Source organism: Plasticicumulans acidivorans (genome assembly GCF_003182095.1).
Classification (GTDB): domain Bacteria; phylum Pseudomonadota; class Gammaproteobacteria; order Competibacterales; family Competibacteraceae; genus Plasticicumulans; species Plasticicumulans acidivorans.
On sequence record NZ_QGTJ01000011.1, the window covers coordinates 138,281 to 145,166 of the forward strand.

A 6,886-nucleotide genomic window follows, 5' to 3' on the forward strand; every position below is an offset into this window, starting at 1 on the left:
TCCATCGAATCTGAACCGGTGCGTGAAATTATGGATAAACACGACAAAATCGTCGTCCTCGGAGCTGCCGGCCTCGTTGGCCAGAATCTGATCGTCGAACTCAAGGCACAGGGCTACGACAATCTTGTCGCTATCGATAAGCACGAATACAACCTCGGCATGCTCGCCAAGTTGCACCCGGATGTGGTGACGGTGCTCGCCGATCTGGCTGAGCCAGGTGCTTGGCGCGAGCATTTACGCGGTGCCGTGCGAGTGATGCAACTACAGGCACAAATCACCGGTAAAGATCCGCAGTTGTTCGTGAGAAACAATATCGAGTCAACCAAACTGGTGCTTGACGCAATCCATGAGTTCGCTGTGCCATTTTTGGTGCACATCAGCTCTTCAGTCGTCAATTCAGTTGCCGACGATGATTATACCAATACCAAAAAAGAGCAGGAGCGTCTGGTCGTGGACAGCGGTGTGCCATGCTGTGTATTGCGCCCAACGCTGATGTTTGGCTGGTTTGATCCGAAGCATCTTGGCTGGTTATCGCGATTCATGGAGAAAGTCCCCGTTTTTCCGATACCGGGGCACGGTCGTTACATGCGCCAACCACTCTATAATCGCGATTTCTGCAAGATCATTGTTCGCTGCATGGAGAAAATGCCCACAGGCGCAGTTTATGACATCGTGGGTGATCAACGGATCGATTATGTCGACATAATACACACCATCAAACGGGTCAAAGGGCTTAAAACACCTATTGTGCATATTCCGTATACGCTGTTTTATTGGTTGTTGAAAGGCTATTCATTATTCAGTGCAAAACCGCCATTTACGGCTGATCAGCTCAAGGCTTTGACCGCTGGTGATGATTTTACTGGCGTCGACACAGAGCGCGAATTTGATGTCCGCCAGACGCCATTCGAAGCGGCAATTCGCGAAAGTTATTGCGATCCACGTTACGCTGGCATTGTTCTGCAGCGCTGAAAGCAGCATTGATTTTTTATCTATTACTCAAGGTGCATCATGGCGAAAGTCATTGTGCTTGGCGCCGGGGCCATGGGCTTGGCGACTGCGCATCATTTGCTGAAGGCGGGACACAGTGTAGATGTGTTCGAGGCCGATCAAGTCGCGGGTGGTATGGCTGCTCATTTCGATTTCGGTGGATTGAGCATTGAACGTTTTTACCATTTTGTATGCAAACCTGATCAGCCAACGTTCGAGTTGATGGACGAGCTGGGCATTGGCCATGCATTGCGCTGGCGTGACACGTCGATGGGGTACTTTTACGAGGGACGGCTTTATCGCTGGGGCGATCCGCTTGCACTGCTGGCTTTTCCGCATCTCGATCTGATTTCTAAGCTGCGCTACGCATGGCAGATGTTTATGGCCACAAAGCGCAAGGACTGGCGTGATCTGGATACGATCAGTGCTGGCGAATGGCTGCGCCGAGGCAGCGGAGAGCGTGCGTGGAAAGTGCTTTGGGAGAAGCTGTTCACGCTGAAGTTTTTTGAGCTCTCGGAGCAGGTGTCAGCCGCGTGGTTGTGGACGCGCATCAAGCGTGTGGGGACCTCGCGCCGTAATCTGATGCAGGAGGAGCTGGGGTATATCGATGGCGGCTCCGAGACGCTCGTCAACGCCTTGGTTGGAAGTATCTCGGCGCGGGGAGGGCGAATTCACTTGAGCACTCCGGTGCAGATGGTCGAATTAAACGATGGAGCCGTTCGCGGTGTCGTGGCTGGTGGACAGCATGTGGAGGCCGATCACGTCATCAGTACGGTGCCGATGCCGTTGATCCCTGCGCTGATTCCTCAAATGCCAGCAGCGCTGAAGTCTCGTTATGCTCAGTTGCGCAATATCGGTGCAGTGTGTGTGATCCATAAATTACGTCGCGCAGTAACAGCTAATTTCTGGCTAAACACCAATGATCCGCGTATTGAAGTCCCAGGTCTTGTCGAGTTTTCAAATCTGCGTGATCTGGGAGATATGCATATCGTCTATGTGCCTTACTACATGCCGCAAACGCATCCGAAGTTCAGCTGTGATGATGATTTTTTTGTGCAGGAATCATGGGGGTATCTGAAGCTCGTCAATCCTGCGCTCAGTGATGCTGATCGACTCGACTCTGCTGTTGGGCGGCTACAGTATGCGCAACCACTATGCCCACCAGGTTTTGCTGCGTTGTTGCCAAACATCAATACGCCGATTCGTGGTCTGCAAATTGCCGATACTTCTTCTTATTATCCGGAAGATCGTGGCGTCTCCGAAGGCGCACGAATTGCAAAAGAGATGGCCGCGAGGGTAGGTGCGTGAGTCAGTTTCGGCAATTGTTGACATATCCGTTCGTGCGTTTTTTGCTGGTCGGCGGTTTTGCAGCTATCGCTAACTTTGGTTCACGCTTTGTATTCAATCGCTGGGTTAACTACGAGAGTGCTGTGACGCTTGCTTGGGGAATCGGTTTGACAACAGCGTTTGTGCTATCTCGGCATTTCGTGTTTTCTGGTGCGCGAGATGGTCACGTCTGGCGCCAGTTCGCGGGATTTACCGTAGTGAATTTGCTTGCGTTACCACAGACTCTGATTGTCAGCCTTATCATGCTGCATGCTGTGCTTCCGGCTATCGGTGTGACGCATCATCTTGAGGCGTTGGCACATGCCTGTGGCATCGTTGCGCCGATTTTTACGAGCTATTTGGGACATAAGCATTTATCGTTTCGACAATCCTCTGTTTATAAAAATTAATGGCATATCATGCTTAGCTATTTATTAAGTATCATAAAAAACGAAGATAAATGCCAGCCCTTCGTGATAAGTGTTGTGCTCGTTTTTTAGGGGTTTACGAATATCGCCCTGGTGTTTGACGGATTAGGCGTGCGCAAGTGCTTGCATTTGTGTGTTGGCACTTGAAATTGCTGCTCCTCTGGCGGCTTTTGAAAATTAATTTTTTGTCGTTGGTCGAAGTTTAATGTCGTTGACTAATTAGTTTGATGCTTACGAATATTGTGCTGGTGCATACAGTATTAGTGTTCTTGTGGTTGTGGCCGTGATTTGTTATTGGATATTAAAAGGATAATTGAATGAAAGCCTGGCCCTTTTTTTTAAAAAATATATTTTTTGTGATTATTGCATGTGTAGTGCTTCTGTATTCAGGATATCTTGCTGTAGCCTTTTCGAGTCAGCCGCCTTTAGATGCACATGCGTTTAGACAAACGCAGACATCACTGACTGCATACTGGTTTATTCACGAAGGATTTAAAGTTTTTTATGAGACACCCGTGGGTGGTCCTCCTTGGGTTATTCCATTTGAATTTCCGCTGTATCAAATGATTGTTGCTTTTGTATCAAAGTTTTTTTCTGTTTCTCTTGATGCAACTGGTCGTGTTGTAAGTTACGTGTTTTTGTTATTGTGCTTAATTCCGATAGTGTCTATTAATAAAAAACTAGGTTTGTCTGGATCTGTTCTTTTTATTTTTGTGGCAGTGACGTTTTCTGCGCCGACTTATGTTTACTGGGGGCGCTCTTTTATGATTGAAACGGCAGCGTTATTTTTTGCTATCGTTGCCATAAAATATTTTGTTGATTTTTTTTATGATTCAAAATCACTGAAAGCAATTTCATTGTTTGTCGTTTTTTCTTCGCTTTCGATTTTGCAAAAAGCGACAACGATGGCGCCAATTTTATGCTTTTTATCACTTGTTTTTTTGATCGATGTTTTGAATAAAGCTCCATCGGCAAAAATGATTTCTATGGGGAAGCGAGTCTTTATTGGTGGGTTGTGCTTTGTTGTTCCTCTCGCTATTGGTGTTCTGTGGGTTGATGCTACAGATAAAATAAAATTACTTAGTCCTCTTGGTAGTCAGTTGACATCCGCGGCGCTCAGTCAATGGAATTGGGGGTCTGTGTCGCAAAAGCTGTCTTTAGGCGTTTGGTATAAACTTGTTTGGGAAAGATCGCTTGTTACAAATATTGGAGCGGCGCTGGGGCTGTTTATTTTAATTTTCCCGTTTTTTGTTGGTATAAGTCGAAAAGTAAAAATTATAATTGCGTGTTCATTAGCCCTTGGTTTATTGCCTTTTCTGTTATTTACGAATTTGCACTTCATACATAATTATTATCAAACGGCAAATATGATTTTTTTTATGTACGCAGTGGCAATTTCCCTTGGTGAAGTCGTTCTCCAGCAGCTGGGGCGAGCTGTTGCAGGTTTGATGCTTTTCTTAGTGGTTGCTTCTAATTTTATTCAACTTGATCAAAACTATTTGTCTCAAATAAAGAAAACTTTTGGCGGAGAAAATCGCGACATTGCTGTCGGTGGTATATTGAAAAGAGAATTACCAAGAGGAATGCAGTTTGTTGCTTTTGGAAATGACTGGAGTTCAAGCTTTTCTTATATTTCTCAAAGAAAATCTTTCACTGTCCCGAAATGGTTTGCCCAATACGATCAGGTGATATCTGATCCAGAAAAGTTTGTTGAAAAAGGCTTACTTGGCGGAGTTGTTGCGTGTTCTCCTGAAAGGCCAAATGTTGCTGATTTGATCCGCTGGAGCTCGGATGGTCGGTCGTGGAAACTGGGTGAGGTGCATGGCTGTCTAATTGCCACACCTCAGCGTACTTTTGATGTGAAAGAAGTGCAGCAAGCCAATTGTCGGGGAGGTATTGACAGTGCAATGATTGAGGATCGCAGCGGTTATAAAGTCGTGTCGTTCGCTGGCTGGGTTGCTGGATCTAATGTACAAGATATTGTGTCTGATTCTGTATTTGTAGTGTTGTCAACACAAGATAGCAAGCTTTTTTATTTTGAGGCTTTGTCTGTTCCGCGTATCGATGTAAATAAAAAATTAGAGTTGCCAAGCAGTGTTGATATCGGATTCTCTCGGATAATTGCAGCTGATCTAAAGCCTGGAGAATATGAAGTGCGCATTGTTCGACAGTCAGCTGGCTCATATCAGATGTGTCAAATGACAAAAAATATTAATATCCATGATTACGATGTAAATTGATTGGGTGGTTTTTCATGACGTTTTTAAACGTCCAAGCTTAATTAATTCGAAGGCTCGATGTACCAGTTTGCTTTGCTGCAATCGAGCTTTTTGATGCGTATACGAGTGGCGGGTTTTGAGTAGGTTACTGGCGGTGCTGGTAATACGTTGTGATATAAATAGGATAGCGATATGTGATGGAGCTGCTTGTGGAATAGTTCGATTATTATTTTTTGTCAGCGTTGACTAAAACTTCAGCGAAGTAACTCTGTGATTTACGTGACCAAGATGAGTTGCACGCGGGTCCGCGTGCTACGCGCCGTGCGTGTAGGCAGTCAGCACTGAAATGTGAAAGTGACCTTTGCCTGTCAACTCTATTCAAATAAATTGCTAGTCGGTGCGGCGCCAGCGTACGGCATTCACTTGCGGGTGTGCAGTCCTCTACATTTGGATCAAGCTGCGTGCGTTATCGAAGTGTTGAATTACGGCGTGCTTTCGTTGTTTTGGGTATGACTTTGTGCGCGACTATCTGACAGATTCAAAGATGGCCTGTTTTGGATTTGTTTATTTGCTGCTGAAAGATAATACCTTCAGCGTTTGATGGTCTTGCTAAGTAAGGCCGTAAAACAAGCGCGCACCGTCACGACGGCCGTGGTCACTCGGCATGGATGGTGTGGGGATGAATGCCATTGTGGCGTGAATACCACGTTCGTGAGGATGAGCCGATGCCGCAGACCAGCCACGCCATACGTTTTCATCAGGTCGGTGGTCCCGAGGTGCTGCGCTGGGAAGCAGTCAGCGTCGATGATCCGGGGCCGGGCGAGCTGCTGATCCGTCAGGAAGCGATCGGCCTCAACTTCATCGACACCTATCACCGCAGCGGTCTGTACCCGGTGAGTCTGCCGAGCGGCCTTGGGCTGGAGGCTGCCGGTGTGGTCGAGGCGCTCGGTGAGGGTGTCAGCGAGTTTGCCGTCGGCGATCGTGTTGCCTACTGCAGCGGAGCGCTCGGCGCCTATGCCGAGCGGCGGCTGTTTCCGGCTGAGCGCGCAGTGCGGCTGCCGGCGGAGATCGACAGCCAGACCGCGGCGGCGATGATGCTGCAGGGGCTGACCGCCTGGTATCTGCTGCGGCGGACCTATCCCGTGCAGGCCGGTGATACCGTGTTGATCCATGCCGCGGCCGGCGGTGTCGGCAGCATCGCCACGCAGTGGGCCAAGGCGCTCGGCGCGACGGTGATCGGCACGGTCGGCAGCGTGGAGAAGGCTGAGCGCGCCCGCGCCCACGGCTGTGACCACGTCATCCGCTACCGCGAGGAGGATTTCGTCGCCCGCGTGCGCGAGATCACTGCCGGTGCCGGTGTGGCGGTGGTCTACGACGGCGTTGGCAAGGACGTGTTCATGGGCTCGCTCGACTGCCTGCGCCCGCTTGGCACGATGGTGACGTTCGGCAACGCCTCCGGGCCGGTGCCGGATGTTTCGCCGCTGCTGCTGGCGCAGAAGGGCTCGCTGTTTCTGACCCGGCCGGTGCTGATGCACTACATCGACAAGCGCGCCGACCTGCTGGCCGGCGCGCAGGCGCTGTTTGAGGTGGTGGGGAGCGGCCGGGTGCATATCGAAATCGGCCAGCGCTATGCGCTGCGCGATGCCGCGCAGGCGCACAGTGACCTGCAGGCGCGCAAGACCACCGGTTCGACTCTGCTGTTGCCCTGAGTCGCAGCCTGCAGCGGCCGGCGCCTGGGGCTCAGTAGCGGAAGCGCGCGACCATCGTGCTCTGATCCTGGGCCAGCCGCGACAGCTCGGTGGCCGAGGCGGCGCTGTGCGAAGCGCCCTCGCGCACCTCGCGGGCGTTGCCGGCCATCTGCTGCACCGCCTGGCTGATCTCGGCACTGCCGCGCGCCGCCTGGCCGATGCTGCGGCTGATCTC

General features: G+C 50.1%; 5 protein-coding genes and 1 pseudogene. 5 read left to right on the top strand and 1 reads right to left on the bottom strand.

What is annotated here, in order from left to right; translation table 11 throughout:
* Window positions 1-27: 27 nt before the first annotated feature.
* The 5 genes from C7443_RS16750 to C7443_RS16765 all read left to right on the top strand — a co-directional run bounded on the left by C7443_RS16750 (window position 28) and on the right by C7443_RS16765 (window position 6,672).
* On the top strand, window positions 28-972 hold the full coding sequence (locus C7443_RS16750) for an NAD-dependent epimerase/dehydratase family protein (RefSeq protein WP_110019775.1): 945 nt from the start codon (window positions 28-30) through the stop codon (window positions 970-972).
* Window positions 973-1,011: 39 nt separating this feature from the next.
* Entirely contained in the window at window positions 1,012-2,298 is a 1,287-nt protein-coding gene (locus C7443_RS16755) for an NAD(P)/FAD-dependent oxidoreductase (protein WP_110019761.1), read from the top strand.
* Entirely contained in the window at window positions 2,295-2,726 is a 432-nt protein-coding gene (locus tag C7443_RS16760) for a GtrA family protein (protein ID WP_246004693.1), read from the top strand. The genes C7443_RS16755 and C7443_RS16760 overlap by 4 nt, the downstream gene beginning before the upstream one ends.
* 335 nt (window positions 2,727-3,061) lie before the next feature.
* The gene (locus C7443_RS19975; protein ID WP_146213328.1) at window positions 3,062-4,984 is read left to right on the top strand and encodes a hypothetical protein; all 1,923 of its coding nucleotides are present in this window, start codon (window positions 3,062-3,064) and stop codon (window positions 4,982-4,984) included.
* A 704-nt stretch (window positions 4,985-5,688) separates the two neighbouring features.
* Window positions 5,689-6,672, top strand: coding sequence for a quinone oxidoreductase family protein (locus C7443_RS16765; protein ID WP_110019762.1), 984 nt, complete (start codon window positions 5,689-5,691; stop codon window positions 6,670-6,672).
* A gap of 31 nt (window positions 6,673-6,703) precedes the next feature.
* On the opposite strand, the pseudogene C7443_RS20185 reads toward C7443_RS16765, so the two are convergent.
* A pseudogene (locus C7443_RS20185) lies at window positions 6,704-6,886 on the bottom strand (hypothetical protein); the annotation flags it as partial.